We start from the raw sequence: 25,959 nt of genomic DNA, 5'->3' as shown, positions 1-25,959 counted from the left end.
GGGGGTGACGCGTGCCTGCCGCGCACTACTGGGGTGGGGGTCTCATGTACGAATTAACCAAGGGTGCCAACGTCGGCCTGGCGACCTTGAGCGAGAACGCCGATGCCGTGATCGTCAGTCTGGACTGGACGAGCCCGACGGGTGAAGGGGACGCGGACGTATCCGTCCTTCTGCTGGACGCCGGCGGAAAAGTGCGCAGCGACGCCGACTTCTACTTCTACAACAACCCGGTCGCCACTGACGGGAGTGTGCAACTCCTGGGAAAGACGCCCACCGGGAGCGGTGACAAGGACCGCATCAGTTTCGACCTGTCCGCGGTTCCGGAAGACATCGACCGGATCGTGATCGCGGCGAGCAGATACGACGGAGCCCATTTCGGCGAACTGGACGATCTGCGGCTCACGTTGGCCGACAGTTCCGGTGAGGATCTGCTCCGGTTCGCCGTCGACGACACCGGGCCGGTGAGCGCGTTCATCTTCGGCGAGCTCTACCGCCGTGGCGGAGAGTGGAAACTCCGGGCCGTCGGACAGGGATACGAGGCGGGCCTGGCGGGCCTGGCCACCGACTTCGGTGTGGACATCGAGGACGACGCGGCCACCGAGCAGGCACTCGATGACGCGGCCACCGCGCAGGTACTGGACGGCGTGGGCGGCGAGGAGCACACGGACGACACATCTCCGGTCGTGCTCTCGGTCGAAATGCCTGCTCCACGGGCACCGCAGGAACCACATGCACTCCAGACGCCACAGACACCGCACGACGCAGCCCCGGCCCACGACGCAGCCCCGGCTAACGACACAGCCCCGGCTCTCCGGCAGCCCGCACCCGATACGGATCCGAAAAAGACCCCGACACGCCTCCGCACAGCCAAGAAGAAGGTCACCTTGCCGAAGGTGGTCAAGAAATCCTTGGCGGAGAACGAGACCTGGAAGGGAGCCAGGCTCTTCCCGGTCTCCGCGCTCAAGAGCGACCGGGACCGCGAAACGCGGGCCACCTCCGTGCTCTTGTCGGTGATGGCACAGATCCCCGAGTTCGGAAGGAGACTCACTGCCGCATTCGGCGCGCCCGCGGGCCGGATGGAGACGTTCACGGAAGTTTCCCTGCCGCACGGAGACACCCCCAGACGCCCTGATGGTGTGATCCGTGTCGAACGGGCGGGCAAACTATGGACCGCTCTCGTCGAAACCAAGACGAACGGCAACTCCCTCAAGGCCGAGCAAGTCCAGGCCTACATGGACATCGCCGCGCGCCGCGGTTACGAGGCGGTGATCACCCTCTCGAACGACGTTGCCCTGGAGGGAAGCCCCCTGGTCGACGTCAGAATCGACCGCCGACGCAAACACAAGGTGGCCCTGTGGCACCTTTCCTGGGCCGAAGTGGCGTACCAAGCACAGATGTTGATCCGCCACGAGGGCGTGGGCAACATGGCGCACGCCTGGCTGCTCCAGGAACTGCTGCACTACGTCCAGCACGAGAATTCCGGCTGCCACGGGTTCCAGAACATGGGATCGGCCTGGGTCCCCGTACGCAACGGCATCGACGACGAAACCCTGTGCCAAGGGGACATGCGCGCCCTTGAGGTGGTGGAGAGCTGGGAACGGCTCATCCGGCAGGTCTGCCTCAGGCTCGGTGGCGAACTCGGCCAGAAGGTGTTGCCGGTCCAACGAGCCAAGCGCGGAGTCGAACCCGAAGCCCGCCGGGCCGCCCTGGCGGAGCAGCTCTGCCTCGACGGAAAGCTGCAGGCGGAGCTACGCGTCGAGGGAGCCCCCGGCATCCTCGTGATCGCAGCGGACCTGCGCACCGGCAAGCTCCGCACATCCGTCGAGATCCCCGCACCCGACCAGGGCTACCCCCTGACCTGGGTGAAGCGCCTGGTCCGCCGCCTCGCCGAAGCACCGGCCGACCTGCACATCGAGACGCTCGTGGAGGGTGAGTCAGGCGGGCCCCGGGGCACGTTGGAGCGGCTGCGCCCGGAGCCGGCGGACTTGCTCCCCAAGAACGGCGCCCAGATCACCGGCTTCCGCCTCTCCCTCTTCAAGGGCATGGGCAGCGGCCGCGGCAACGCCGAGTCCGGCTTCATCCGCAGCGTCGACGACGCCGTACACCGCTTCTACGCCACGGTGGCCGCCAGCCTGGACCGCCCGCCAGCCCGCCGCCCCCCGAACGGCGAACGCCCACCCAAAACGACCAACACCCTGGCTCCGAACCCCCCGTCCCTCGACCAGCCGACCCCCACCCCACCCCCTGCCGGAGCCGACCTGGCACTGACGGAATGATCAAGCTCCACACTCAAGGGCCCAGGCCGCGCGCCACGTCCTGGGCCCATGGCGTGCAGCCCTCAACGCTCGCCACGATGTGCCCGCGGTCGCCGGCGCCCCCCTCCCTCTCCCACCCGGTGCCGGCCGATCCCCCGCCGGAGGCATCGTCTGTGCCCACGGGTTGGATGCTCGGGATTTCACTCTCATGCCTCCGGGCTTGTCCGCAGTGGGCGGGCGTCGACGCAGCCGGGTGCTTGATGAGGCGGAGGAACCCGCAACGACATAAGGAGCGTGAGGTCCGCTGGCACATGGAGTCGTTCGCTGAGGAAGGACCGAACGGCCTCGTCTTCGTCGGCGAGCGAGGAGCGCCCTTCCGTCGGAGCACCTTCGGCAAGTATTGGCGCAGGGCGCGCACGGTCGCCGGTCTGCCTGACAACTTCCGGTTCTACGATCTCCGCCACACCGGGCACACCCTGTCGACCCGATCCGGCGCGACCCTGAAGGACACGATGGTCCGCGCCGGCCAGTCGTCCGAGAAGGCGGCGATGATCTACCAGCACTCCGAGGAGGAGCGTCAGCAGGAGGTCGCGGGGATGCTCGATCGGAGTGTTCGGAAGGCCCGCCGGGCTGTGGCACGGAAGACCGGATGATCAAGCATCTGGCACGGATGTGGCACGCGACGAGTGAGAGAAGGCGGACAGCAAAAAGGCCCGGGTCGTTGACCTGGGCCTTATCTATGGAGCGGGTGACGAGAATCGAACTCGCACTCTCAGCTTGGGAAGCTGATGTTCTACCACTAAACTACACCCGCGAAAGACACCGTCCCGAAGCGTTCTGCAGCTGCTTCGAAGCCGTGTCGTACCGTCGCACACTGTACCTCATCCCGGGCCCCCGGCGCTCTCGCCGTGGGGTCCGAGTGGTGTGTGGGAGGGGGATGCGCCGTGCGGCGGGAGGGAGTTGGGGCGTACCGTGGAATGTGGTCGCGCCGCCTGGAGGGCCGTCCCTTTCATACCGTAATGTGGGCGTTCGTCGTCGGCTCGGAGGCGAGCGAGAGACGAGTGAGTACGGGTACGTACGAGCTCACCTACGACTGGGGAAGGGACTCGAAGACTTGATGGAGCGCACCGTCGTCCGATGTGCCGAAGGGCACGTGTTCAGCACCGCTTCGTTCCCGATGCAGCAGGCGGACCGGCTCGGTCCCGGCCGGCTCATCCGGTGCCCGCGCTGTGCCCGGCTCCGGCACGCCGTGCCGGTGACCCTGCAGAAGCAGTAGAGCGGGGAGCGGGTAGCGGTAGCGGGGAGCGGCTGCGGTGGTGGGCTAGTCGTAGCGAGCTCGTCGTCGTGAGCCAGCGGTCGCGGTGCTGCCAGCGGAGTCACGGAGCGCGCGGGTCCTGTCCGATTGGGGTGGGCCCGCGCGCTCTGCGTATCCTCGGTGCGTGCTTCTCTCAGACAAGGACATCCGGGCCGAGATCGACTCCGGACGGGTACGGATCGACCCGTACGACGAATCCATGGTGCAGCCCTCGAGCATCGATGTGCGGCTGGACCGCTACTTCCGGGTGTTCGAGAATCACCGCTACCCCCACATCGACCCCTCCGTCGAGCAGGCCGACCTGACGCGGCTCGTGGAGCCCGAGGGTGACGAGCCGTTCATCCTGCACCCGGGTGAGTTCGTGCTCGCGTCGACGTACGAGGTCGTCAGCCTGCCCGACGATCTCGCGAGCCGGCTCGAAGGGAAGTCCAGCCTCGGGCGGCTCGGGCTCGTCACGCACTCCACCGCCGGGTTCATCGACCCGGGGTTCAGCGGGCACGTGACCCTGGAGCTGTCGAATCTGGCGACCTTGCCGATCAAGCTCTGGCCGGGGATGAAGATCGGGCAGCTGTGTCTTTTCCGGCTGACCTCGTCCGCCGAGGAGCCCTACGGCTCGGCGCGGTACGGGTCGCGTTACCAGGGGCAGCGCGGGCCCACCGCCTCCCGTTCCTTCCTCAATTTCCATCGGACCCAGGTGTGAGCAGCGGTATGAGCAGCGGTATGAGTGACGTGCGCGAGAACCTTACGTACGACAAGTTCGGCGGCGCTGTGCGGGAGCTCGCGCAGACCATCGCCGACGACGGGTACCAGCCCGACATCATCATCTCCATCGCCCGCGGTGGCGTCTTCGTCGCGGGCGGGCTCGCGTACGCCCTCGACTGCAAGAACATCCACCTCGTGAACGTGGAGTTCTACACGGGGGTCGGGACGACCCTCGAAATGCCCGTCATGCTCGCGCCCGTGCCCAACGCCATCGACTTCACCGACAAGAAGGTGCTGATCGCCGACGACGTCGCCGACACCGGGAAGACGCTGAAGCTCGTCCACGACTTCTGCCTCGACCACGTCGCCGAGGTGCGGTCCGCCGTCATCTATGAGAAGTCGCACTCCCTCGTGAAGTGCGAGTACGTGTGGAAGCGGACCGACGAGTGGATCAACTTCCCTTGGAGCGTCGAACCGCCCGTCGTGCGGCGGGCCGGGCAGGTTCTTGACGCCTGACACGCCTGACACGCCCGACGTGAGTGAGGAGGGCCCGGGGACTCGTCGTCCCCGGGCCCTTCTCGCGTACGTGCGTCACCTACGTACTAGAACGTGCCCAGCTTGATGATCGACAGGATCGCCAGCAGCTGGATCGTGGACGCGCCCAGTGCCTTCGGCCACGGCAGGTCGTGGGACTTGCCGACCATCGTCGTGAGCAGCGCGCCCGCCGCGAGCCATGTCGCCCAGCCGAGCAGCTGGACGAAGGGCTGGCCGCCGCCGAGGAACATCGCCACGATCACGCGCGGCGCGTCCGTCAGCGACATGATCAGCATGGAGAGGCCGACCGTCGGCTGCCAGGCGCCGTCGCCGCCTAGCTGGCGGGCGAGGGTGTGGGTGACCACGCCCAGGATGAAGGCGCTGATGGTGATCGCGATGCCGGTGGTGAGGACGAAGGGCACCGCGGACGACAGCGTGGCGTTGATCGCGTCGTCGCGGGCGTCGTCGAAGCCGAAGAGCGCGAGCAGGCCGTAGAGGAACGTGACGATGAGGGCGGGGCCCCACATCGCGTAGTCCCGCATGTGGAGGAAAGTGGGGCCGGGGCGCAGCACGATGCCGCGCAGCAGCTCCTTCCAGTGCAGGCGGGGGCCGATGGGCGCGGCGGGCGCCTGGCCGGCGCGGTAGGTGTCGCCCTGGGTGTAGGGGTCCTCGCCGATGGAGAAGGCCTGGGTGTGGCCGGGGTTGTTGGCCGCGTACGGGTCGTAGCCGCCGCCGGCCCCACTGCCCTGGGGGCCGTGTCCGTACCCGTGGCCGTGGCCGTGGGCGTCGGGGCCGCCGAAGTACTCCGGCTCGCCGTGGTTGCCGCTGCCGGCCCCGGCCTGGGGCCACTGCTGGCCGCCCCCGCCACCGCCACCGGCGTACGGCCTGCCGCCCCCGGCCCCGCCGTACTGCTGCTGCGGGGGCTGCGGGCGCTGCGGGGTCGACGGCGCGGGTGGGTAGCCGTACGGCTGTTGGCCGCCCTGGGGGGCCTGCTGTCCGTACGGCTGCTGCCGCGGTTGTTGTTGCGGTCGCGCGGCGCGGTTGTCCCGGCCGCGTCCGATCCTGAATCCAGCCACGAATCGAACGTACCTGGTCTTCGGGGGCCGGGTCGTCCCTCCCCGGGAGGAGACGGGCTTTGCGGCCGACCTGTGACAACCCTTAGGGGTTCCCTGAGAGGGTGGCCACCGGGCCAGTGTCGGTGTCCGGTGTCAGCGGCCGAGCACCGCTCCGTACGCGTACGGGTGCGAAGACGCGGGCAGCCCGATGGAGTTGGGCGTGATGGCCCTGCTGCCCGTGGCGCCGCCGCCGGGCAGCTCCCAGACGCCGCCCGCGGAGGCGTTCTCGCCGGGGGCCGCCACGGACACGTCGGGGCGGCCGTCGCCGTTGTGGTCGGCGGCCACCAGGTTGGTGCCGAAGGTGTCGCCCTTCTCGGCCGTGCCCGGGATGCCGGGGGTGTTCTGCTGGTACGCGACCGCGCCCACCGCCGCGCCGTCCGCGTTCAGGATGCCCTTCGCGCCGCCCTTCAGGACGGTGACGCTGCCCGCGCGGGCGGCGCTGCCGATGGCCTCGCCGGGGGCGCCCGCGATCAGGTCGTCCTTGCCGTCGCCGTCGAGGTCCGCGGCGACGAGGGCGTTGCCGAAGTCGTCACCCGTTTCGGCGACGCCCGGGACGCCCGGGGTGTCCTGGTTGAGGGTCTGGCCCTGCCAGACGAGGCCGCTGCCGTCCCCGTAGTGGATGTGGATGCCGCCGCCCTTGGCGATCTCCTCGGGGCCGCACGGGTCGTCGATGTTCTCGTCGGCGATCTCACGGCAGTTGCCGAGGGCGAGGTCGTCGTGGCCGTCGCCGTTGAAGTCACCGGTGGCGAGGGCATTGGCGGCGCTGTTGTCGCTGCTCCACGTCAGGAGGAACCGGTACTCGTCCTTGGTGTAGTCGTACAGCTGGACGTGGGACTGGGTGTTGGGCTGGTTCTGCGTGTAGTACGCGACGGCCAGTTCGGGGCGGCCGTCGGAGTTGTAGTCGCCGGTCGTCATGACGGGGGCGCGGCCGCCCATGGGCCTGGCCATGAGGGGCTGGGTGCGGTCGGTGAGGGGGTGGGCGTTGTAGACGACCTGGTCCTTGCCGCCGATCGCCAGGTCGACGTCCGTGTCGCCGGTGAAGTCCGCGGCGGTCAGGGCGTTTCCGTACGCGGCGCCCGTCTTGTCGCCGCGGGCGGCCGTGTTGGCCACGGCGAAGCCGTCGCCGGTGCCGTACAGGACGGTGACCGAGCCCGCGTCCGTCTTGGCGTCGATGTCCTCGCCCGGGGCGCCGATGACGAGGTCGGCGTACTTGTCGTCGTCTATGTACGCGGTGGTGACCGCGCCGCCGAAGCGGTCACCGGCCTCCGGGGTGCCGGGCACCTCGACGGTGGCCTGCGTGATGCGTCGTACGCCGTTCGTGCCGGGTCCTTCCTTGCCGCCGAAGACGACGCTCACGTAGCCGGCCTTCGCCTTGCCGTCGACGGTGCCGCTGGGCACGCCGACGGCGAGGTCGGCGTATCCGTCGCCGTCGAAGTCGCTGGTGAGGGGGTTGGGGTCGGCGGGTGCGGCAGGGGACGCGGCGGGGGACGCGGCGTGCGCGGCTGTCGTGAGGGGGAGGGCGAGGCCGGTGGCGGCGAGGGCGGTGGCCGCGGCGAGGGCGAGGGAACGGGGGCGGGTACGGGTGTTTGTGCTTGTGCTTGTGCTTGTGCGCACGGGGGCTCCAACTCTTGGATCGAGGGCGGGGGGTGGGGTGGGGCCGGGCCCGCATCGGGGGGTGCGGACCCGGCGAAGGATGTGGCGTCAGTCGGCGAAGTTCACGCCGAGGCGCGGCGTGCCCGACCCCGAGATGCCCACCGTCGACGTGTAGACGCCGGCCGAGCCGGTGAGGGAGCCGTCGCTCTTGCTGGTCAGCGGGTAGAACGCGCCGTTCGCCCCGTTTTCGCCGTACGCGCCGACCGTGACGTCGCCCCGTCCGTCGCCGTTCAGGTCGTCGACGTGGATGTCCGCGCCGAAGTAGTCGTTCTTCTCGTTGGAGTTGGGGACGCCCGGCGTGTTCTGGTCGAGGAAGACCGCGCCGTCCGTGGAGAGGCCCGAGCCGTCCGCCTTCCCGTAGATGACGGTGACCGAGCCCGCGTCCGTGACGCCGTCGAGGTCCTCGCCCGCCGCTCCCACGACCAGGTCGAGGTGGCCGTCGCCGTTGATGTCGCCGAGGTCGAGTTCGGCGCCGAAGACGTCGCCCTTCTCGCCCGTGCCCGGCACGCCCGCGCTGTCCTGGGTGAAGATCTGCGTGTCGCCGTACGGGCCGTTGGCCGCGCCGTGCACCACGTACACCGAGCCGCCCTTGTGCGAGCCGGCGATCTCGTCGTCCCACTCCAGGCCGATGACGATGTCGCCGTAGCCGTCGCCGTCCGTGTCGCCGACGTCGGTGATGATGCCGCCGGGCAGCCGCTGCTGGTTGGTGGTCTTGAGGCCGTCGGCGGTGCCGGGCACCCACAGGTTGGCGTTGTAGCCGTCGCCGGTGGAGTAGCCGTCGACGATGAGGTCTTCCCTGTCGTCGCCGTTCACGTCGCCGGAGTGCAGGTTGAAGGGCCCCGCGCCCTCGCCGCTCTGGATGGCGGGCTTGACCGTGTAGCGGCTGGTGCCGGTGCCGCTGCTGCGGGAGATCTTGCCGTTGAGTACGTCGATGGTGGCCGCGCCGGACCGGGCGCCGATGGCGAGGTCGTCCTTGCCGTCGCCGTCGAAGTCACCGGCCTCGATGGGCCCGCCGAAGTAGTCGTGGCCGCCCGTGCGGGGGTCCTTCACCGTCGTACCGCCGGAGAGGCCGTTCGGGGAGCCCCACAGGATCTGCGCGGTGCCGCCGTCCTTGTCGCTGCCGACGTCCTCGCCGGGCGCGCCGACCGCGAGGTCGTCGTAGCCGTCGCGGTCGAAGTCGCCGTACGCGGTGTCGTAGCCGAAGGTGTCGCCCGTCTCGGCGGAGCCGGGGACGCCCGCGCTGTTCTGGCTGAAGGTCTTGTGGCGCAGCGTGGAGCCGCCGTACGTGACGGTGACCTGGCCCGCGCCGTCCTTCCCGCCGACGTTGGCGCCGGGCGCGGAGGTGGCGAGGTCCGCGACGCCGTCACCGTTGAAGTCGGCCTCGTGCGAGGGCAGCGGGTCCGCGGGTGCGGCGGACGCGGTGGTGGCCGTGACGGCGAGCAGTCCGCCCGTCAGCGCGGCCGCGGTGGCCGTCGCCGCGGCGAGACGCGTGCGTCTGGAACGGGCGGTGGTGGAGGTGCGCTTGTGCTTGGCCATGCGGGTCTCCTGCGGCATGCGGGGATGCCTGGCGGGCATCGGCGGTCGATGGGGGCCGGGGCGGGCGTGTTCACCGGGCGTTGGCCCTGGCTTCACGCCGTGATCGGCTAAGAGAAGACCCGCGGTGGGGTGCAAGGGTTGTACGGCGGACGGGAGTTGGGGAGGTCGGAGGGGGTTCGGGTGGGTTTCGCCGGACGGGCTGGGGGCGGGCGAATCAGCCCGTCCGGCGCTTGAGGACGAACTCGGCGGAGCCGGTGATCGGACGGTGCGAGAACCGTGACGGCGCCCGAGTTACCGCCCCAGGACCATCCCGTACTCCCGCGCACCCGTGAGCCCCAGCTTGCCCGGCGTCACCGAGGTGATCGCCGGCTTCGGGCCGTCCTTGGGGGTCGCGGCGTACCAGACGCCGCCCTTCTGCCCGTCCTCGCCGGGCGCGCCGACCGCGACGTCCGGGTAGGAGTCGCCGTTGTAGTCGCCGGTCGCGACGGCCGCGCCGAAGCGGTCGTCGGCCTCCGCCGTGCCCGCCACGCCCGCGGTGTTCTGGCTGAAGGCCGGGCCCGCGAGGTCGCCGCCGGTGCCGGACGAGGCGAGGACCCAGTACGTACCCGCGTTCTTGGCGGTGCCGACGGCCTCGGCGTCGGCGCCGACGATCAGCTCGTCGATGCCGTCCCGGTCGAGGTTGCCGACGGCGAGCCGCGCGCCGAAGTTGTCGCCGGTCTCGGCGGTGCCGCCGACCTGCGGGCTGTTCTGGGAGGTGCAGGAGGAGCCGCCGTCGCCGAGCTTGCCGCCCTGCTTGCCGTAGATGACGGCGATGGACCCGCCGAGGATGTCCTCGCAGTAGGTGCCCTCGGCCTCGGGGTTCGGCCGCATGTTGCCGACGGCGAGGTCCGCGGTGCCGTCCCCGTCGAAGTCGCCGGTGGCGAGCGCGGTGTCGGAGCTGTCGGCCGTGTGCCAGGTCTCCTTCCACTCGCCCGTGGCGCGGCTCTGCACGGTCGTGCCGCTGACCTCCATGCCGTGGTACGAGATGGCGAGGTCGTCGCCGCCGTCGCCGTCGAAGTCACCGGCGGCGAGGGCGGACGGGCCCGCGAAGTGCCAGCCCGTGACCCGGGAGACCTCGGAGGGCGAGCCCGTGGTGAAGGGGCCGGGCCGCGTCACGACGGCGTCGGACTCGTCGAAGTGCGAGTTGAAGGCGATGTCCTTGTCGCCGTCCTTGTCGAAGTCGCCGGTGGTGAGCAGCGAGCCGTAGCGGGCGCTGTCGATGCCGCCGTTGGCGGCGGTGAAGCCGCCCTTGAAGCCGGTCGCGGAGCCCCAGACGACCGCGACGGTGCCGGCGGCCGAGCCGGCGGTGGTCGCCTCGCCGGGGGCGCCGACGACCAGGTCGCTGTAGCCGTCGCCGTTCATGTCGTTCGAGTCGACGGCGTAGCCGAACTTGTCGCCCGCCTCGGCGGTGCCGGGCACGCCGGTCGTGGCCTGGCTGACGGTGGCCGAGCCGTGCTTGCCGAGGCCGGACGCGCCGCCCCAGACGACGTTGACGTATCCGGCCTTGGCCTGCCCGCCGACCGTCGCGCTCGGCACGCCGACGGCGAGGTCCACATAGCCGTCGCCGTTGTAGTCGGCGCGGATCTTCGAGGGGGCGGGGGCCGCGGCGGCGCTGCCCGCGGTCAGGCCGGTGACGCCGAGGGCGGTGGCGGCGCAGAGGGCGCCTGCCGCGAGGAGCTTGTTGCGCGTGTTCTTGCGCGCGGTCTTTCGTATGTACGAGGACATGGAGAGGTCTCTCACTGGTTGAGGGTGTGCATGAGTGGAGGCCGGGCGGGAGCCCGGAGGGCGGCCCGGCAGGGGGGGCGGGTCAGCGCACGGTGCGGCCGAAGCCGGCCCCGGTGCCGCCGGTCCCGAAGTCGGTGCCGTTGAAGGAGGCCGCCTGGGACGAGGTGAGCCCCGTCGACGTGCCGCGCAGGACCCATACGGCGCCGACGTCCCGCGTCGTGCCGATGTCCTCGCCGGTCGCGCCGGTGGCCAGGTCGGCCCTGCCGTTCTTGTTGATGTCCTTGAGCCGGACGGAGGTGCCGAAGTGATCGCCGGTCTCGGCGACGCCGGGTACGCCGGGGGTCTCCTGGTGCCAGGCCTTGCCCGAGGTGAACTTTCCGGCGGTGGACTTGAGGAGGGTCACGCTGCCGGTACCGGTGACTGTGTCGGCCGCCCCGCCGACCGCCTTGCCGATTGCCTCGCCGACCGTCTTGCCGACCGCCTCGCCGGGGGCGCCCACCGCTAGGTCCGCGAGGCCGTCGCCGGTCACGTCGCCCGCGGAGACGGAACCGCCGAAGTTGTCGCCGGACTCGTCCGTACCGGGGATGCCGGCGCTGTCCTGGTTGTACGTCACCGGCGCGCCGAACTTCCCGTCGCCGCCGAGCCGCACGGTGACCGAACCACCCTTGCCGCCCGCCGAGTCGCGCCCGTTCCCGGTGATCAGGTCGTCGTAACCGTCGCCGTCGATGTCACCGGCGGTGGCCGCGTCGCGCGTCGCGGTCGAGGGGGCGTCCGCGCCGATGACCTCGGCCCGGTAGCCGTAGTCGCCGACACCGCCGTTCATGTGGGCGGTGTAGACGCCGCCGTCCGCGCGCTCGCCGTACAGGACGAAGCCGACGCCGTCCTTGTACTTGAAGTTGCCCGCGATCATGCCGTCGAGGCGGACGCCCTCGGGCAGGAAGTCGACTTCCAGGCCGTGTACGCGGCCGTCCTCGCCGGCGCCGGAGTAGTAGTACCAGTTGTCGCTGCTGACCACGGCGAGCTGGGGCGAGCCGTCATAGTCGAGATCGGTCCACACGGCGGCCTCGCCGAACCGGCCCGCCGTGTCCGCCGTGTCTGTCGTGTCCGCCGGGGAGTTCAGGGCGCGGCCGCCGGACGTGAACGGGTTCTTGCCGCCCCAGATGATGGAGACGGAGCCGGACGGCTTGTCCGTCACCTTCTCGCCGGGCGCGCCGACGATCAGATCGGCGAAGCCGTCCCCGTTCACATCCCCGCTGGTCACGTTCTCGCCGAACTCGTCGCCGGGCTCCGTGACACCGGGTACTCCGGAGGTGTTCTGGGTGACGGTGACGGCGCGGTTCTCACCGACGCCGCGCGCCGAACCGAAGGTGACGGTCACGGAGTTGGAATCGGGCGACCCGACCACGAGGTCGCGGTAACCGTCCCCGTTGAAGTCGTCCTTCGGAGTGGCCTGCAAGGCGGTGGAGGCAGCACTCGCCGCCCCGGCCCCGGGCAGCGTCAGCCCTGCGGCCGCGAGGGCGGTGACGGTAGCGGTGACGGCCAGGCTTCTTGCACGCACGTGAGTCTCCCGGACCTCTGGAACCATTGGGAACCTTTGGGTATTGCTTGCGGGTGTGTGACTCGTGAGGCGTACGAAGGGTTGTGCGAGGGGGGTGGTGGGGTGGCTGGGGAGTGAACGCGGGGGTTGGGGCGGCCCCGGTCACCGTCAAAGGCGCAGGCCCACCAACGTCTCCCCGCTCAGCCCCGGGAGCCTCCAGCATCCGGCTTCGTATAGAGAATCTCCCGCGCCTGCTCCGCCGCCCGGACGATGCTCTCGGAGACGAAGTCCACGAAACGGGCGACGTTTTCGAGGCGGGCGCCGGCCGGGGTGTCGGGGCCGAGGACGGTGACACCCTGCCGCGCCGTCTCGACGAGCTGGGTGTGGGCGCGGGCGCTGGCGATCATCGACTGGTACCAGACGTCGTTGTCGACGACGTAACGCTCGCGGCGGCGGTCATCGCGCTCCCGGCGGATCAGGCCCTGGCTGTCGAGGAACGCGACCGCCTTGGAGATCGACGCCGCGCTGACCTGAAGGTGCTGGACGAGTTCGGACGCGGTGAGGCTGCCCGTGTCGCTGACGGAGACGGCGACCAGCACCCGGGCGGTCATCTTCGGCAGGCCCGACTGCATGAAGACGGTGGCGAGCAACTCCTCGTACTCGCGCACCGCCTCGTCGTCGCGTCCGCCGGCCTGCGAAGAGCCCCGCGAAGAGGACGAAGAGGCCTGTGAACTCCGGGGCGCGGACTGCCTGCGCCGGTGAGCCCGGTGTTCGGTGGCGCGGTGCGCCAGGTCGGCGCGGTAGGCGGTGGGACCGCCATTGCGCATGACCTCACGCGTGATCGTCGAGGTGGGGCGGTCGAGGCGCCTGGCGATCTCCGCGTAGGCGAGCTCGTCGGCCAGCCCCGACGCGATCTGCCGGCGTTCCTGCTGGGTGAGTCTGCCTCCCGGCATCGCGGTCTCCTCGCGGTCGTCTCTGGTGGCACCAGCTTAGCGTTCAATCTCAACCCATTGCAACGAGGCATCGCGTTCTCGTTGCATTGAATTTACAGCCGTTGCAATGAAATAGGGGCTGTGAGCTGCGTACTTTACGGTTGCGTGCAACGAAGCTGTTGCCGAGTTCGTGAACGCAACGTAGCTTTTCCCTCGTCGGAAACACCCAGTCCCAACAGACGAACCAGGAGCACACCATGCAGAAGTTCGCCACCCCCGCCCCCATCTCCGCCGTCCTCGACATCCCCGCCGGCCGCATCCAGCTCATCGCCGCCGACCGCGTCGACACCGCCGTCGAGGTCCGGCCCGCCGACGCCTCGAACGGCAAGGACGTCAAGGCCGCGGAGCGGATCGCGGTCGGGTTCGGCGACGGCGTCCTGCGGATCGAGGCCGCCGAGCCGAAGAACCGCCTCCTCGGCAACGGCTCCGGATCGGTCGAGATCACCGTCCAGCTGCCCGCCGGGTCCGCCGTCGAGGCCAAGGCGGCCGCCGGTGAGCTGCGCGGCGTCGGACGGCTCGGCGACGTCGCCTTCGAGGCCGCACAGGGCTCGGTCAAGCTCGACGAGGCCGCGGACGCCGTCCTCTCCCTGATGGCCGGGGACGTCTCGGTCGGCCGTCTCACCGGGCCCGCGAAGGTCGACGTCCAGAAGGGCACCATCCGCGTCGCCGAAGCCGTACGCGGCACCGTCGACCTCCGTACCGAGGCCGGCGACATCTCGGTCGGCGTCGCCCGCGGCGTCTCCGCCTCCCTGGACGCCGGCACCACCTACGGCCGGATCCACAACGCGCTCATGAACGCCGAGGGCCCCGACGCCGGCCTGGCCATCCGCGCGACCACCTCCTACGGCGACATCGCCGCCCGCAGCCTCTGACCGCAGCCTCTGACCGCCACGCGCCACCCACAGACTCTTAAGGAGCAGTCACCATGACGGACGACCTGGCCATCGCGGCGTACGGGTTGCGCAAGGCGTACGGGGACAAGACCGTCCTCGACGGCATCGACCTGGCCGTCCCGGCCGGCAGCGTCTTCGCCCTGCTCGGCCCGAACGGCGCCGGCAAGACCACCGCCGTCAAGATTTTGTCCACCCTCATCACCGCCGACGGCGGACAGGCCCGGATCGCCGGACACGACATCACCGCCGACCCGCAGGCCGTACGCGCCGCCATCGGCGTCACCGGCCAGTTCTCCGCCGTCGACGGGCTCATCACCGGCGAGGAGAACATGCTCCTCATGGCCGATCTGCACCATCTGACGAAGCGGGAGGGGCGTCAGGTCGCCGCCGACCTGCTGGAGCGCTTCGACCTGGCGGAGGTCGCCCACAAGCCCGCCGCCACCTACTCCGGCGGCATGAAGCGCCGCCTCGACATCGCCATGACCCTCGTCGGCAGCCCGCGCATCATCTTCCTCGACGAACCGACCACCGGCCTCGACCCCCGCTCCCGCCACACCATGTGGCAGATCATCCGCGGCCTCGTCGCCGACGGCGTCACCGTCTTCCTCACCACCCAATACCTGGAAGAAGCCGACCAGCTCGCCGACCGCATCGCCGTCCTCAACGACGGTGCCATCGCCGCCGAAGGCAGCGCGGAGGAACTGAAGCGGCTCGTCCCCGGCGGGCATGTGCGGCTGCGCTTCAGTGACCCGGCCGCCTACCGCGCCGCCGCCACCGCCCTGACCGAGTCCGCCCGCGACGACGAGGCCCTCGCCCTGCAGATTCCCAGCGACGGCAGCCAGCGCGCCCTGCGCGCCATCCTCGACCAGCTCGACACCGCCGGCATCGAGGCCGACCACCTCACCGTCCACACCCCCGACCTCGACGACGTCTTCTTCGCCCTCACCGGCCCGGCAGCCACCCACGACCAGCCCAAGGAGAACGCCCGATGAGCAGCAGCCTCTCCCTCGCCCTGCGCGACTCGTCCACGATGCTGCGCCGCAACCTCCTGCACGCCCGCCGCTACCCCTCCCTCACCCTCAACCTGCTGCTCACCCCGGTCATGCTGTTGCTGCTCTTCGTCTACATATTCGGCGACGCGATGAGCTCGGGCCTGGGTCAGGGCGGGCCCGACCGCTCCGCGTACATCGCGTACGTCGTCCCCGGTCTGCTCCTGATGACCATCGGCAGCACCGTGATCGGAACCGCGGTCTCCGTCTGCAACGACATGACCGAAGGCATCATCGCCCGCTTCCGCACGATGGCGATCCACCGCCCGTCGGTGCTCATCGGGCACGTCGTCGGCAGCGTGCTGCAGGCCATCGCGAGCGTGGTCCTCGTCGGCGCCATCGGCGTGGCCATCGGCTTCCGGTCCACCGACGCGTCCGTACTTGAGTGGCTGGCCGCGTTCGGGCTGATCGTGCTCTTCGCGACGGCGCTCACCTGGATCGCGGTCGGCATGGGGCTGGTCAGCCCGAACGCCGAGGCCGCCGGCAACAACGCGATGCCGCTGATCCTGCTGCCGCTCCTCTCCAGCGCCTTCACCCCGGTCGACTCGATGCCCGGCTGGTTTCAGCCGATCGCCGAGTACCAGCCGTTCACCCCCGCCATCGAGACCCTGCGCGGGCTGCTGCTCGGCAGCGAGATCGGGCACAACGGATGGCTCGCCGCCGGCTGGTGCCTGGGGCTCGCGGTGCTCGGCTACTTCTGGTCGACGTCGAAGTTCAACCGTGACCCGAAGTAGTGCGGCAGTAAGTGAAGTAGTGCAGCAGGAAGTAGTGCCCACGCGAACAGGCCGGTCCCGCCCGAAGGCGGAACCGGCCTGCACCACGTCGTACTCCCGTTACTTCACCGGCTCGGGCTCCGGCTCGTCCACCGACTCGGCGTCGCCCGCCGGGTCGACCGGCGTCTTCACGGAGTCGAGGAGGAGCTGCGCGACGTCCACGACCTGGAGGGACTCCTTGGCCTGGCCGTCGTTCTTCTTGCCGTTCACGGAGTCCGTGAGCATGACGAGGCAGAACGGGCAGGCGGTGGAGACGATGTCGGGGTTGAGCGACAGCGCCTCGTCGACCCGCTCCGTGTTGATGCGCTTGCCGATGCGCTCCTCCATCCACATGCGCGCACCACCGGCGCCACAGCAGAAGCCGCGCTCCTTGTGGCGGTGCATCTCCTGCTGACGCAGCCCGGGGACGGACGACATGATCTCGCGCGGGGGCGTGTAGACCTTGTTGTGGCGGCCCAGGTAGCACGGGTCGTGGTACGTGATCAGACCCTCGACCGGCGTCACCGGGATCAGCTTGCCCTCGTCGATGAGGTGCTGGAGCAGCTGCGTGTGGTGAATGACTTCGTAGTCACCGCCGAGCTGCGGGTACTCGTTGGCGATGGTGTTGAAGCAGTGCGGGCAGGTCGAGACGATCTTCTTGGCCGTCTTCGGCTTGCGCGACTCGTCGGTCACCTTGCCGTCGTCGTCGAACTCCTCGCCGAACGCGGCGTTCAGCGTCATGACGTTCTCCTGGCCGAGCTGCTGGAACAGCGGCTCGTTGCCCAGGCGCCGCGCCGAGTCGCCGGTGCACTTCTCGTCGCCGCCCATGATGGCGAACTTGACGCCCGCGATGTGGAGGAGCTCCGCGAAGGCCTTCGTGGTCTTCTTGGCGCGGTCCTCCAGGGCGCCGGCGCAGCCGACCCAGTACAGGTACTCGACCTCGGTGAGGTCCTCGACGTCCTTGCCGACGACCGGCACCTCGAAGTCGACTTCCTTCGTCCACTCCAGGCGCTGCTTCTTGGCGAGGCCCCAGGGGTTGCCCTTCTTCTCCAGGTTCTTGAGCATCGTGCCCGCCTCGGACGGGAACGCGGACTCGATCATCACCTGGTAGCGGCGCATGTCGACGATGTGGTCGATGTGCTCGATGTCGACCGGGCACTGCTCGACGCAGGCGCCGCAGGTGGTGCAGGACCACAGGACGTCGGGGTCGATGACGCCGTTCTCTTCGTGCGTGCCGATGAGGGGGCGCTCGGCCTCCGCGAGGGCGGCCGCGGGCACGTCCTTCAGCTGCTCCTCGGTCGCCTTCTCCTCGCCCTCCATCGTCTTGCCGCCGCCCGCGAGCAGGTACGGGGCCTTGGCGTGCGCGTGGTCGCGCAGCGACATGATGAGGAGCTTGGGGGAGAGCGGCTTGCCGGTGTTCCAGGCGGGGCACTGCGACTGGCAGCGGCCGCACTCGGTGCAGGTGGAGAAGTCGAGGATGCCCTTCCAGCTGAACTGCTCGACCTGGGAGACACCGAAGACGGCGTCCTCGGCCGGGTCCTCCCAGTCGATCGGCTTGCCGCCGGACGTCATGGGCTGCAGCTCGCCGAGGGTCGTACCGCCGTTCGCCTCGCGCTTGAACCAGATGTTCGGGAAGGCGAGGAAGCGGTGCCAGGCGACACCCATGTTGGTGTTCAGGGAGACCACGATCATCCAGATGAAGGACGTCGCGATCTTCAGCCCGGCGAAGAAGTACGTGAGGTTCTGCAGGGTGGAGAGGTCCATGTCGGCGAACCACTGGACCACCGGGTACGAGATGAAGAACGACGCCTCGTAGCTGTCGACGTGGTGCTGGGCCCCCTCAAGGGCGTGCAGCGTGAAGATGCAGACGCCGACGATGAGGATGACGGACTCGACGAAGTACGCCTGGCCGGTCTTCGAGCCCGCGAAGCGGGACTTGCGGCCCGGCTTGCCGGGCTTGTTCAGCTGCCGGATGACGATCAGCGTCAGGATGCCGAGCACGGTCATGGTGCCGATGAACTCGACGAAGACGTTGTACGGCGCCCAGTCACCGATGATCGGCAGGATCCAGTCGGCCTGGAAGAGCTGGCCGAAGGCGTTGACGATCGTCAGCAGCAGCGAGAAGAAACCCACCGCCACGAACCAGTGCGCGAAACCGACGATGCCCCACCGGTTCATGCGCGTGTGGCCGAGGAACTCCTTGACCACGGTGAGGGTGCGCTGGACCGGGTTGTCGGTCCTGAGTCCGGCGGGCACGGGCTGACCGAGCCGTACGAACTTGTAGATCTGCACGATGGCACGGCCGAACAGCGCGACGCCGACCGCGATTAGGACCAGCGACACGATGATCGCGGCGAGTTGCATTGGGGGCTCCTCGGGCCTGCGAGGCGAACTATTACTAAGCGGTAACTTATGCAGTCCGTCTGAGACTACCCACTTACTCCGCCGCACTGTAGCCAGCGACCCGGTGATCTGCGTCGCTCAGGCAACCCTGAGCAAGGAGCGTCGCCGGATGCTCTGTGGCTTTTGGTCGCCGGGTGCTCTGTGGCTTTTAGGGGCGCGGGGAACTGCGCGACCAGCCCCGACGCGCCCGCAGGGAACCCACAGCCCCCGGAAGGCTCATACCTGCGCGTAAGTGCCGGATAAGAGTTGAGCCCCCTCGACTCACTTCTGTTGACGCCAGCGCAGCGCTCATGCATGCTTGAGCCAGATCCACTCAAGAAGTACATCTGGAGGAACCGAAATGGCACGTGCGGTCGGCATCGACCTGGGCACGACTAACTCCGTCGTCAGCGTTCTCGAAGGCGGCGAGCCCACCGTCATCACCAACGCCGAGGGCGCCAGGACCACGCCGTCCGTCGTCGCCTTCGCGAAGAACGGCGAGGTGCTCGTCGGCGAGGTGGCGAAGCGCCAGGCGGTCACGAACGTCGACAGGACCATCCGGTCGGTCAAGCGCCACATGGGCACCGACTGGAAGGTGGACATCGACGACAAGGGGTTCAACCCCCAGCAGATCTCGGCGTTCATCCTGCAGAAGCTGAAGCGCGACGCCGAGTCGTACCTGGGCGAGAAGGTGGCCGACGCGGTCATCACCGTCCCGGCGTACTTCAACGACTCCGAGCGCCAGGCCACCAAGGAGGCCGGCGAGATCGCGGGGCTGAACGTCCTGCGTATCGTCAACGAGCCCACCGCCGCCGCCCTTGCCTACGGCCTCGACAAGGACGACCAGACCATTCTGGTCTTCGACCTCGGTGGCGGCACCTTCGACGTCTCGCTCCTTGAGATCGGCGACGGCGTCGTCGAGGTGAAGGCCACGAACGGCGACAACCACCTCGGTGGTGACGACTGGGACCAGCGCGTCGTCGACTACCTGGTCAAGCAGTTCAACAACGGCCACGGCGTGGACCTCTCCAAGGACAAGATGGCGCTCCAGCGCCTGCGCGAGGCGGCCGAGAAGGCCAAGATCGAGCTGTCCTCCTCCACGGAGACCACGATCAACCTGCCCTACATCACGGCCTCCGCCGAGGGCCCGCTGCACCTGGACGAGAAGCTCACGCGCGCCCAGTTCCAGCAGCTCACGTCCGACCTCCTGGAGCGCTGCAAGACGCCGTTCCACAACGTCATCAAGGACGCGGGCATCCAGCTCTCCGAGATCGACCACGTCGTTCTCGTCGGTGGCTCCACCCGCATGCCCGCCGTCGCCGAGCTCGTCAAGGAGCTCACCGGCGGCAAGGACGCCAACAAGGGTGTGAACCCGGACGAGGTCGTCGCCATCGGCGCCTCGCTCCAGGCCGGTGTCCTCAAGGGTGAGGTCAAGGACGTCCTGCTCCTCGACGTGACCCCGCTGTCCCTCGGCATCGAGACCAAGGGCGGCATCATGACGAAGCTCATCGAGCGGAACACGACCATCCCGACCAAGCGGTCGGAGATCTTCACGACGGCCGAGGACAACCAGCCGTCCGTGCAGATCCAGGTCTACCAGGGCGAGCGCGAGATCGCGGCGTACAACAAGAAGCTCGGCATGTTCGAGCTGACCGGTCTGCCCCCGGCGCCCCGCGGTGTCCCGCAGATCGAGGTCTCCTTCGACATCGACGCCAACGGCATCATGCACGTGACCGCGAAGGACCTCGGCACGGGCAAGGAGCAGAAGATGACCGTCACCGGTGGCTCCTCGCTGCCGAAGGACGAGGTCAACCGGATGCGCGAAGAGGCCGAGAAGTACGCGGACGAGGACCACGCCCGCCGTGAGGCCGCCGAGTCCCGCAACCAGGGCGAGCAGCTCGTCTACCAGACCGAGAAGTTCCTCAAGGACAACGAGGAAAAGGTCCCCGGTGACGTGAAGACCGAGGTCGAGGAAGCCGTCAACGAGCTGAAGGAGAAGCTCAAGGGCGAGGACACGGCCGAGATCCGCACCGCCACCGAGAAGGTCGCCGCCGTCTCGCAGAAGCTGGGCCAGGCCATGTACGCCGACGCCCAGGGCGCGCAGGCCGCGGGCGGTCCCGAGGGCGCTGCCCCGGGTGCCGACCAGGCCAAGGAGGACGACGGAGTCGTCGACGCCGAGATCGTCGACGACGAGAAGCCCGGAGACGCGAAGGGTGGCGCCGCCTGATGACCGAGGAGACCCCGGGCTTCGGCGAGGACGCCGAGAAGCCTGACGTCCCCTCCGGCGCCACCCCTGATGACGCGGCGCCGAAGGCCGCCGAGCCCTCCACCGAGGAGGGCCCGGCGGCCCCGGCCGGGGACGCAGCAGCGAGCAAGACGTCCGCGCAGGACGCGCAGGACGTGAGCAATGTGGGCCTGACCGCCCAGCTGGACCAGGTGCGCACCGCGCTCAACGAGCGCACCGGTGACCTCCAGCGGCTGCAGGCCGAGTACCAGAACTACCGCCGTCGGGTGGAGCGGGACAAGGTCGCGGTGAAGGAGATCGCCTCGGCGAACCTCCTCTCCGAGCTCCTCCCCACGCTCGACGACATCGGCCGCGCCCGTGAGCACGGCGAGCTGGTGGGCGGCTTCAAGTCGGTGGCCGAGTCTCTTGAGACCGTCGTCGCCAAGCTGGGCCTTCAGCAGTTCGGCAAGGAGGGCGAGCCCTTCGACCCGACGATCCACGAAGCCCTGATGCACAGCTACGCACCGGACGTCACCGAGACGACGTGCGTCGCGATCCTGCAGCCGGGGTACCGGATCGGCGAGCGCACCATCCGCCCCGCGCGGGTGGCCGTCGCCGAGCCGCAGCCCGGCGCGCAGACCGTCAAGGGCGACGAGGCCGAGGGCTCCGCGGGCTCCGCGGCCGCGGAGAAGGCGGACGAGAAGGAGACCGGTGGCCCGGACGAGGGCTGACGGCAACGACATGAGTGAGGAGGGACGTCGGGGATGAGCACCAAGGACTTCATCGAGAAGGACTACTACAAGGTCCTCGGCGTCCCCAAGGACGCCACCGAAGCCGAGATCAAGAAGGCGTACCGGAAGCTCGCCCGCGAGAACCACCCGGACGCCAACAAGGGCAACACCAAGGCGGAGGAGCGCTTCAAGGAGATCTCCGAGGCGAACGACGTCCTCGGGGACCCCAAGAAGCGCAAGGAGTACGACGAAGCGCGTGCTCTCTTCGGCAACGGTGGATTCCGGCAGGGCCCCGGAGCCGGCGGCGGCTCGTTCAACTTCGACCTGGGCGACCTCTTCGGAGGCGGCGCCCCGGGTGGCGGTGGAGCGGCCGGCGGCTTCGGGGGCGGCCTCGGTGACGTCTTCGGGGGCCTGTTCAACCGCGGCGGCGCGGGTGCCGGAGCCGGCACGCGTACGCAGCCGAGGCGCGGCCAGGACATCGAGTCCGAGGTCACGCTCAGCTTCACGGAGGCGGTGGACGGCGCGACCGTGCCGCTCCGCATGTCCTCCCAGGCGGCCTGCAAGGCGTGCTCCGGCACCGGCGACAAGAACGGCACACCGCGCGTCTGCCCGACCTGCGTCGGCACCGGCCAGGTCTCGCGGGGCGGCGGCGGAGGGTTCTCCCTCACCGACCCGTGCATGGACTGCAAGGGCCGCGGGCTGATCGCCCAGGACCCCTGCGAGGTCTGCGGCGGCAGCGGCCGCGCCAAGTCGTCGCGCACCATGCAGGTGCGGATCCCGGCCGGTGTCTCGGACGGGCAGCGCATCCGCCTGCGCGGCAAGGGCGCGCCCGGCGAGCGGGGCGGTCCGGCGGGCGATCTGTACGTGGTCGTGCACGTCGACAGCCACCCGGTCTTCGGCCGCAAGGGCGACAACCTCACGGTCACGGTTCCGGTGACGTACCCGGAGGCGACGCTGGGCGGCGAGGTGAAGGTGCCCACCCTGGGCGGGCCGCCCGTCACCCTGAAGCTCCCCGCAGGCACGCCGAACGGTCGTACGATGCGGGCCCGCGGCAAGGGCGCGGTCCGCAAGGACGGCACCCGGGGCGACCTGCTCGTGACGGTGGAGGTGTCGGTCCCGACATCCCTGTCGGACTCGGCGAAGGAAGCTCTGGAGTCCTACCGCAAGGCGACTGCGGGCGACGACCCGCGGGCAGAACTGTTCCAGGCCGCGAAGGGAGCGTGACCCCATGGATAGGGTCGGCCGTCGTCATAATCCGTACCAACTCACCGACGAGACACCCGTGTACGTCATCTCGGTGGCCGCCCAGCTGAGCGGTCTGCACCCGCAGACCCTGCGGCAGTACGACCGCCTGGGTCTGGTCTCCCCGGACCGCACGGCGGGCCGCGGCCGACGCTATTCCGCCCGCGACATCGAGCTGCTCCGCACGGTGCAGCAGCTGTCGCAGGAAGAGGGCATCAACCTCGCCGGCATCAAGCGCATCATCGAGCTGGAGAATCAGGTCGCGGCGCTCCAGTCGCGGGTCGCGGAGCTCTCCGCGGCCGTGGACGGCGCCGCCGCGGCCATGCAGCAGCGCGAAGCGGCGGTGCACGCCTCGTACCGCCGTGACCTGGTCCCGTACCAGGACGTGCAGCAGGCGAGCGCGCTGGTGGTGTGGCGCCCGAAGCGGACGACCGAGCAGTAGTGCCCGCGGCCGGGTCGTCCCGGTCATGGGCTGAGTACGCTGAAGCGGGGCCGGGAGGTGATGACCTCCCGGCCCCGCTTCGATGTGTACGGGTGTACGGCTGTACGGGTACGGGGAGTTGAACTGACCATGGCCATGGTGGGCCTGTTCTGGATCGCCGAGGGCGATGTGTACGTGGGGGCGAAGCCGGCCGGGCTCGCTCCCGGGGTGCGGCTGACGCCGGAGGGCGTACTGGCCCTCGGCGACAAGCAGTCCGGCATGTGGCCGTGGGAGGACGTGCGCGCGCTGACCGTCGACGACGTCCCCGTGAAGTCCCTGAAGCGGCACGTGGGCGTGGTCGTCGACCTGGCCCTGACCGTGGGACTCGGCGGCGGCGACGAGGCCCCCACGATGACGGTACGTCTCACGGACACCGAGGGCGAAGAGACGGAGCTGACGGCGTACACGGCGGCGGCGGTCGGCTACTCCCGGACGGAGTACGACCTCTCCCGCCACGTCCTCACCCGCCTCACCGAGGGCGCGGGCACCCTCCTCACCACCCTGGCCGCGATGTCCGACTGGGGCCGCCGCCACGAGGGCGGGTCGCCGCGGGCGGCGGAACGGGCGGAGCTGCTGCGCGAGTGGGGCACCCCCTCTTCGTGACACGAGAGCGCCCCGGCCGGCTACGGGGGAGCAGCTGGCCGGGGCGCTCGGGGGAAGCGGGAGGGGGCCGGCTAGATGCCCCCACCGCTGCCCCCAGCTTGCCGGGCGGGGTGGGGCGGCGGTAGCGCCATCTTGTTGCGGTGCAGTGAGCTGAGGAGTGAACAAGAAGACACAACGCACGCAATGCATCCTCAACCGGACGGGTGGCTAGGCGGCGCCCCGATCGAGAATCCCTGAACGTGCGATCAGGAAGCCGAGTTGGGCGCGGCTGCTGCTGCCGAGGGTGGCGGCGAGTTTGGCGATGTGGACGCGGGCGGTACGGACGTTCATGCCGAGGCGGTCGGCGATCTCGGCGTCGGTGAGGCCTTCGACGAGGAGGCCGGCGATGGCGTGCTGGCGGGTGGTGATGCCGTTCTCGACGGGTTGGGGGGCCGCTTGCGGCCACATGGGGGTGGCCATGCGCCACAGTCGCCAGAAGGTGGTGGCGAAGTACTCGACGAGGGCGGGGTGGCGGAGTTCGAGGGCGACGCTGCGGTCCTTGCTCGCCGGGATGAACGCCACGGTCCGGTCGAAGACGAAGAGCCGGTCGGTGACCTCGTGGAGGGTGCGTGCCTCGGTGTCGCCGTCGAGCTGTTCGAAGTAGGCGAGCACGGGCAGAGAATGGCGCGTTGTGTGCTGGTAGAGGGTCCGCATCCGGCAGCCCCGGGTGAGGATCGCCTGGTCCCGGGGGAAGACTTCGGCCAAGGTCTCGGGCGGCCGGGTACCGCCGGGCTGGACGGCCAGGAACTCCTCGGTGACCTCGTTCATGGCACGGTCGATGGCCGAGTTGATGCGGTCGAGCCCGTCGAGCACGGTGACGGTGGTGCTGGTGGGGTGCAGCCACTGCATGTCGTCGAGGCCGTGCTGGAGGAGCCCGAGGTGGACGAGGCACGGGGCCGGTTCGGCGGCGCTGCGGTGGATCCGGCCTTCACGCAGGGCACGGGCGTAGACGGACAGCCCCGCTTCGCAGATTTCCTCGGGCGTGTGCGGTAAGTGCTTCGTGAAGTGCTCCGTGGCCATGCGAGCCCCCTCCTGCCTGGTTGAAGCGTCGCGATTCTATGCAGGCGGGCAGAGCCGGGGCCGGATGCCGCAGCTGAAGTGTCTGCTTCTGGACGGCGGTTTCCGGGTGTCCGGTTCAGGGCTTCCGGCTCGGGCGGAGGCCGCCGACGAGGCCGCCCTCACCGCCCCTGGTCGAGGATCCCTGACTGGCCGATGAGATATCCCAGTTGGGCGCGGCTGTTGCTGCCGAGGGTGGCGGCGAGTTTGGCGATGTGGACGCGGGCGGTGCGGATGTTCATGCCGAGGCGGGTGGCGATCTCGGCGTCGGTGAGGCCTTCGACGAGGAGGCCGGCGATGGCGTGCTGGCGGGTGGTGATGCCGTTCTCGGCGGGCTGGGGGGCCGCTTGCGGCCACATGGGAGTGGCCAGGCGCCACAGTCTCCAGAAGGTGGTGGCGAAGTAGTCGACGAGGGCGGGATGGCGGAGTTCGAGGGCGACGCTGCGGTCCTTGCTCGCCGGGATGAACGCCACGGTCCGGTCGAAGACGAAGAGGCGCTCGGTGACTTCGTCGAGGGTGCGTGCTTCGACGTCGCCTACCAGTTGGCCCAAGTGAGCGCGTCTCGCGGAGGAGTGGAAGGTCGTGTGTTGGTAGAGCGTTCGCAGGCGACATCCGCGGGAAAGGAGCGCTTGGTCCCAGGGGCGGGTGTCGCTGGGGGGCTCGGTAGGACACGTGCCACCGGGCTGGACAGCGAGTGCCTCCTCCGTGGTTTCTCTGGTGGCTCGCTCTATGGCCGAATTGATGCGTTCGCAACCGTCGAGCACAGTGATCTCCGGGTTGTCCCCCGACTCGGACGCGAGCTGCGCATCGAGGGCCATGAGCGGTTGGAACACCGCAGTGAGGCGCTCCTCGCGTCGGCGCTGTTCAGCGATGCGATCCTCGATGGTGCCCAGGAGACGGGGGAGGGCGACGTTCGGGGCGGTGGGCCTCAGCCACCGCATGTTGTCGACTTCGGGGTGCAGCAGACCGAAATCGACGAGACATGGAGCTTGCTCCACGTCTTCATTGGGGATGCGCCCCTCGCGCAGGGCGCGGGTGTAGACGACAGAGCCCGCGTCACATAGCTCCTCGGGCCTGTGGGGAACGTGCTGTTGGGTCATGTGT

Annotated in this window: 20 protein-coding genes, 1 tRNA gene and 3 pseudogenes; 13 read left to right on the top strand and 11 right to left on the bottom strand. The window is 69.6% G+C overall.

Annotation, left to right across the window (positions count from 1 at the left end; genetic code table 11):
* The first annotated feature begins 44 nt into the window (after positions 1–44).
* Entirely contained in the window at positions 45–2,276 is a 2,232-nt protein-coding gene (locus AB0H82_RS02770; protein ID WP_362988303.1) for a TerD family protein, read from the top strand.
* Positions 2,277–2,551: 275 nt separating this feature from the next.
* Positions 2,552–2,945, top strand: a pseudogene (locus AB0H82_RS02765) (tyrosine-type recombinase/integrase); the annotation flags it as partial.
* Between the two features lie 50 nt (positions 2,946–2,995).
* On the opposite strand, the gene AB0H82_RS02760 reads toward AB0H82_RS02765, so the two are convergent.
* Positions 2,996–3,069 (bottom strand) — tRNA-Gly (locus AB0H82_RS02760).
* Positions 3,070–3,408: 339 nt separating this feature from the next.
* On the opposite strand from AB0H82_RS02760, the gene AB0H82_RS02755 reads away from it, so the two are divergent.
* The 3 genes from AB0H82_RS02755 to AB0H82_RS02745 all read left to right on the top strand — a co-directional run bounded on the left by AB0H82_RS02755 (position 3,409) and on the right by AB0H82_RS02745 (position 4,788).
* Positions 3,409–3,531, top strand: coding sequence for a hypothetical protein (locus AB0H82_RS02755; protein WP_362988324.1), 123 nt, complete (start codon positions 3,409–3,411; stop codon positions 3,529–3,531).
* A 163-nt stretch (positions 3,532–3,694) separates the two neighbouring features.
* Positions 3,695–4,270: a dCTP deaminase gene (gene dcd, locus AB0H82_RS02750; RefSeq protein ID WP_030788950.1), complete on the top strand. Its 576-nt coding sequence runs from the start codon at positions 3,695–3,697 to the stop codon at positions 4,268–4,270.
* A 20-nt stretch (positions 4,271–4,290) separates the two neighbouring features.
* Positions 4,291–4,788 (top strand): phosphoribosyltransferase, encoded by a 498-nt coding sequence (locus AB0H82_RS02745; RefSeq protein ID WP_362988036.1) that lies wholly within the window; start codon positions 4,291–4,293, stop codon positions 4,786–4,788.
* 86 nt (positions 4,789–4,874) lie between these two features.
* On the opposite strand, the gene AB0H82_RS02740 is transcribed toward AB0H82_RS02745, so the two are convergent.
* The 7 genes and pseudogenes from AB0H82_RS02740 to AB0H82_RS02710 all read right to left on the bottom strand — a co-directional run.
* Entirely contained in the window at positions 4,875–5,882 is a 1,008-nt protein-coding gene (locus tag AB0H82_RS02740; protein ID WP_362988033.1) for a Yip1 family protein, read from the bottom strand.
* Positions 5,883–6,014: 132 nt separating this feature from the next.
* A complete protein-coding gene (locus AB0H82_RS02735) occupies positions 6,015–7,535 on the bottom strand; it encodes an FG-GAP-like repeat-containing protein (RefSeq protein ID WP_362988031.1) in 1,521 nt (506 codons plus the stop codon).
* Between the two features lie 87 nt (positions 7,536–7,622).
* On the bottom strand, positions 7,623–9,110 hold the full coding sequence (locus tag AB0H82_RS02730) for an FG-GAP repeat protein (protein ID WP_362988029.1): 1,488 nt from the start codon (positions 9,108–9,110) through the stop codon (positions 7,623–7,625).
* Positions 9,111–9,401: 291 nt separating this feature from the next.
* Complete coding sequence (locus AB0H82_RS02725) at positions 9,402–10,889, bottom strand: FG-GAP repeat protein (protein WP_362988027.1); 1,488 nt, start codon at positions 10,887–10,889, stop codon at positions 9,402–9,404.
* Positions 10,890–10,956: 67 nt separating this feature from the next.
* Positions 10,957–12,432 carry an FG-GAP-like repeat-containing protein gene (locus tag AB0H82_RS02720; RefSeq protein ID WP_362988025.1) on the bottom strand — a complete coding sequence of 492 codons (1,476 nt, stop codon included), beginning with the start codon at positions 12,430–12,432 and terminating at the stop codon, positions 10,957–10,959.
* 179 nt (positions 12,433–12,611) lie between these two features.
* Positions 12,612–13,025 (bottom strand): annotated as a pseudogene (locus AB0H82_RS02715) (MarR family transcriptional regulator); the annotation flags it as partial.
* A 141-nt stretch (positions 13,026–13,166) separates the two neighbouring features.
* Positions 13,167–13,364 (bottom strand): annotated as a pseudogene (locus AB0H82_RS02710) (helix-turn-helix domain-containing protein); the annotation flags it as partial.
* A 236-nt stretch (positions 13,365–13,600) separates the two neighbouring features.
* Between AB0H82_RS02710 and AB0H82_RS02705 the strand changes: the two are divergent.
* The 3 genes from AB0H82_RS02705 to AB0H82_RS02695 are packed head-to-tail and all read left to right on the top strand — an operon-like array spanning position 13,601 to position 16,079.
* Positions 13,601–14,275, top strand: a complete 675-nt coding sequence (locus AB0H82_RS02705) for a DUF4097 family beta strand repeat-containing protein (RefSeq protein WP_362988023.1) — start codon at positions 13,601–13,603, stop codon at positions 14,273–14,275.
* Positions 14,276–14,328: 53 nt separating this feature from the next.
* The gene (locus AB0H82_RS02700) at positions 14,329–15,288 is read left to right on the top strand and encodes an ATP-binding cassette domain-containing protein (protein WP_362988021.1); all 960 of its coding nucleotides are present in this window, start codon (positions 14,329–14,331) and stop codon (positions 15,286–15,288) included.
* Positions 15,285–16,079, top strand: a complete 795-nt coding sequence (locus AB0H82_RS02695; RefSeq protein ID WP_362988019.1) for an ABC transporter permease — start codon at positions 15,285–15,287, stop codon at positions 16,077–16,079. The genes AB0H82_RS02700 and AB0H82_RS02695 overlap by 4 nt, the downstream gene beginning before the upstream one ends.
* Before the next feature lie 99 nt (positions 16,080–16,178).
* Here the strand turns inward: AB0H82_RS02695 and AB0H82_RS02690 are convergent, their stop codons facing one another.
* The gene (locus AB0H82_RS02690; protein WP_362988016.1) at positions 16,179–18,461 is read right to left on the bottom strand and encodes a (Fe-S)-binding protein; all 2,283 of its coding nucleotides are present in this window, start codon (positions 18,459–18,461) and stop codon (positions 16,179–16,181) included.
* A 379-nt stretch (positions 18,462–18,840) separates the two neighbouring features.
* On the opposite strand from AB0H82_RS02690, the gene dnaK reads away from it, so the two are divergent.
* From dnaK to AB0H82_RS02665, 5 genes are all read left to right on the top strand, one after another.
* Complete coding sequence (gene dnaK / locus AB0H82_RS02685; protein ID WP_150170157.1) at positions 18,841–20,706, top strand: molecular chaperone DnaK; 1,866 nt, start codon at positions 18,841–18,843, stop codon at positions 20,704–20,706.
* Positions 20,706–21,434 (top strand): nucleotide exchange factor GrpE, encoded by a 729-nt coding sequence (gene grpE, locus AB0H82_RS02680; protein ID WP_362988014.1) that lies wholly within the window; start codon positions 20,706–20,708, stop codon positions 21,432–21,434. Before dnaK ends, grpE begins: the two co-directional genes overlap by 1 nt.
* Positions 21,435–21,467: 33 nt before the next feature.
* The gene (dnaJ, locus tag AB0H82_RS02675; protein WP_362988012.1) at positions 21,468–22,658 is read left to right on the top strand and encodes a molecular chaperone DnaJ; all 1,191 of its coding nucleotides are present in this window, start codon (positions 21,468–21,470) and stop codon (positions 22,656–22,658) included.
* 4 nt (positions 22,659–22,662) lie between these two features.
* A complete protein-coding gene (locus AB0H82_RS02670) occupies positions 22,663–23,118 on the top strand; it encodes a helix-turn-helix domain-containing protein (RefSeq protein WP_362988010.1) in 456 nt (151 codons plus the stop codon).
* A gap of 129 nt (positions 23,119–23,247) precedes the next feature.
* A complete protein-coding gene (locus AB0H82_RS02665; protein ID WP_362988008.1) occupies positions 23,248–23,760 on the top strand; it encodes a hypothetical protein in 513 nt (170 codons plus the stop codon).
* Between the two features lie 207 nt (positions 23,761–23,967).
* Here the strand turns inward: AB0H82_RS02665 and AB0H82_RS02660 are convergent, their stop codons facing one another.
* Both AB0H82_RS02660 and AB0H82_RS02655 read right to left on the bottom strand, forming a co-directional pair.
* Positions 23,968–24,819: a helix-turn-helix transcriptional regulator gene (locus AB0H82_RS02660; RefSeq protein ID WP_362988006.1), complete on the bottom strand. Its 852-nt coding sequence runs from the start codon at positions 24,817–24,819 to the stop codon at positions 23,968–23,970.
* Between the two features lie 158 nt (positions 24,820–24,977).
* On the bottom strand, positions 24,978–25,955 hold the full coding sequence (locus AB0H82_RS02655) for a helix-turn-helix transcriptional regulator (protein WP_362988004.1): 978 nt from the start codon (positions 25,953–25,955) through the stop codon (positions 24,978–24,980).
* Between the last annotated feature and the right edge of the window lie 4 nt (positions 25,956–25,959).

It is taken from the genome of Streptomyces sp. NPDC050732, assembly GCF_040654255.1.
Taxonomy (GTDB): domain Bacteria; phylum Actinomycetota; class Actinomycetes; order Streptomycetales; family Streptomycetaceae; genus Streptomyces.
This window is presented reverse-complemented; position numbering and strand designations above follow the sequence as displayed.

Bases quoted from the DNA above. Each gene is read 5' to 3' on its own strand.
- AB0H82_RS02665 (WP_362988008.1), top strand. From the start codon at position 23,248: ATGGCCATGGTGGGCCTGTTCTGGATCGCCGAGGGCGATGTGTACGTG.
- AB0H82_RS02670 (WP_362988010.1), top strand. From the start codon at position 22,663: ATGGATAGGGTCGGCCGTCGTCATAATCCGTACCAACTCACCGACGAG.
- AB0H82_RS02745 (WP_362988036.1), top strand. From the start codon at position 4,291: ATGAGTGACGTGCGCGAGAACCTTACGTACGACAAGTTCGGCGGCGCT.
- grpE (WP_362988014.1), top strand. From the start codon at position 20,706: ATGACCGAGGAGACCCCGGGCTTCGGCGAGGACGCCGAGAAGCCTGAC.
- AB0H82_RS02700 (WP_362988021.1), top strand. From the start codon at position 14,329: ATGACGGACGACCTGGCCATCGCGGCGTACGGGTTGCGCAAGGCGTAC.
- dnaJ (WP_362988012.1), top strand. From the start codon at position 21,468: ATGAGCACCAAGGACTTCATCGAGAAGGACTACTACAAGGTCCTCGGC.
- dnaK (WP_150170157.1), top strand. From the start codon at position 18,841: ATGGCACGTGCGGTCGGCATCGACCTGGGCACGACTAACTCCGTCGTC.
- AB0H82_RS02695 (WP_362988019.1), top strand. From the start codon at position 15,285: ATGAGCAGCAGCCTCTCCCTCGCCCTGCGCGACTCGTCCACGATGCTG.
- AB0H82_RS02770 (WP_362988303.1), top strand. From the start codon at position 45: ATGTACGAATTAACCAAGGGTGCCAACGTCGGCCTGGCGACCTTGAGC.
- AB0H82_RS02655 (WP_362988004.1), bottom strand. From the start codon at position 25,955: ATGACCCAACAGCACGTTCCCCACAGGCCCGAGGAGCTATGTGACGCG.
- AB0H82_RS02660 (WP_362988006.1), bottom strand. From the start codon at position 24,819: ATGGCCACGGAGCACTTCACGAAGCACTTACCGCACACGCCCGAGGAA.
- AB0H82_RS02690 (WP_362988016.1), bottom strand. From the start codon at position 18,461: ATGCAACTCGCCGCGATCATCGTGTCGCTGGTCCTAATCGCGGTCGGC.
- AB0H82_RS02705 (WP_362988023.1), top strand. From the start codon at position 13,601: ATGCAGAAGTTCGCCACCCCCGCCCCCATCTCCGCCGTCCTCGACATC.
- AB0H82_RS02730 (WP_362988029.1), bottom strand. From the start codon at position 9,110: ATGGCCAAGCACAAGCGCACCTCCACCACCGCCCGTTCCAGACGCACG.